The organism is Klebsiella sp. EMBS2024 (assembly GCF_036233805.1).
GTDB lineage: Bacteria > Pseudomonadota > Gammaproteobacteria > Enterobacterales > Enterobacteriaceae > Klebsiella > Klebsiella pneumoniae.
Genome location: NZ_JAZARW010000001.1, coordinates 2,721,588 through 2,723,234 on the forward strand (window position 1 = coordinate 2,721,588; position 1,647 = coordinate 2,723,234).

General features: G+C 49.4%; 1 protein-coding gene. It reads right to left on the reverse strand.

Going from position 1 to position 1,647, the window contains the following annotated elements; genetic code table 11:
• Positions 1-314 precede the first annotated feature (314 nt).
• The gene (gene ugd, locus VZP09_RS12600) at positions 315-1,481 is read right to left on the reverse strand and encodes a UDP-glucose 6-dehydrogenase (RefSeq protein ID WP_040211005.1); all 1,167 of its coding nucleotides are present in this window, start codon (positions 1,479-1,481) and stop codon (positions 315-317) included.
• Between the last annotated feature and the right edge of the window lie 166 nt (positions 1,482-1,647).

Genomic DNA, 1,647 nt, shown 5'->3' on the forward strand with positions numbered 1-1,647 from the left:
ATAACGCTACTCGCGCCCTGTCCCGCGTTTTTTCATAGGACATAAATAACAAAAGCCTGCGTTGCAGGCTTTGTTTTACCTCCCGGCGCTTATCTCCGGCATCTACATCACAGTGACGGTAGCTCTTCACAAGGTAAGTTTAACTTATCGGACCTGTTTTCAACCCGCAACGGCTTTTGAGCAGGATCGTAATGTCCATCACAATTTATTGAGGTTAATCTGAATGTNCGAGAAATACGCGTAGTGAGGGATATAGCNNNNGAGATAAAGAAGAACACTGGCGGCAGGGAACCGCCAGTGTCAGACAGGCAGAATTAATCGTTACCAAACAGATCGCGGGTGTAGACCTTATCCGCCACATCCGCTAGCTCTTCCGCCATACGGTTGGAAATGATCACATCCGCCTCTTGTTTGAAGGCATCCAGGTCGCGCACGACGCGGGAGTTGAAGAACTCATCTTCCTGCATCACCGGTTCATAGATAATAACCGGAATACCTTTCGCCTTGATGCGCTTCATGATGCCCTGAATAGAAGAGGCGCGGAAGTTGTCCGAACCACTCTTCATGATCAGGCGATACACACCCACCACTTTCGGCTTACGAGCGAGAATAGAATCCGCGATAAAGTCTTTACGGGTACGGTTAGCATCGACGATAGCCGCGATGATATTGTTCGGGACCGATTCGTAGTTCGCCAGCAGCTGCTTGGTATCTTTCGGCAGGCAGTAGCCGCCGTAGCCAAAGGACGGGTTGTTATAATGGTTGCCGATACGCGGATCCAGGCATACCCCTTCGATAATCTGCTTGCTGTTCAGCCCCTGGCTTTCAGCATAGCTGTCGAGCTCGTTGAAATAGGCAACGCGCAGCGCCAGATAGGTGTTAGCGAACAGTTTGATCGCTTCCGCTTCGGTGGAGTCGGTAAACAGGGTTGGGATATCCTGCTTGATCGCGCCTTCTTTCAGCAGATCAGCAAAACGTTCGGCACGCGCAGAGCGCTCACCGATGACAATACGCGACGGGTGCAGGTTGTCGTACAGCGCACGTCCTTCACGCAGGAACTCAGGAGAGAAAATAACATTATCAATCCCTAAACGTTCTTTGATGTCGCGGGTGAACCCCACCGGGATGGTCGATTTAATGATCATCACCGCGTTCGGGTTGATCTCTGTGACATCGCGAATAACCGCTTCCACTGTAGAGGTGTTGAAGTAGTTGGTTTTGGGATCGTAATCGGTCGGCGTGGCAATGATCACGTAGTCGGCATTACGGTATGCGTCGTGCTTATCCGTGGTGGCACGGAATTTTAACGGTTTTTCTGCCAGATATTCCTGAATCTCTTTATCCACAATCGGAGAGATCTTCTGGTTAAGCATATCCACTTTGGCCTGTACGATATCCAGGGCAACCACTTCGTGGTTTTGCGCAATCAGGACACCGTTCGATAAACCAACATAACCTGTACCAGCGATAGCTATTTTCATTCGATTACACTTTAATCAGTTAACTGGATAATGGCGGATAGCCACGAATTTAAAAAATGTTGTTGGCGGTTTTACGCTGAGAAGGAAGGTAAGTCAAGTCAGCTGGTTGACCCGACTTGTAAACGAATAAACATGACGAGCTCCATCTGGAACCCGCCATTTTAGG

Excerpts from the sequence above, each read along its gene's own strand:
- ugd (WP_040211005.1), bottom strand. The coding sequence starts at position 1,481 with ATGAAAATAGCTATCGCTGGTACAGGTTATGTTGGTTTATCGAACGGT.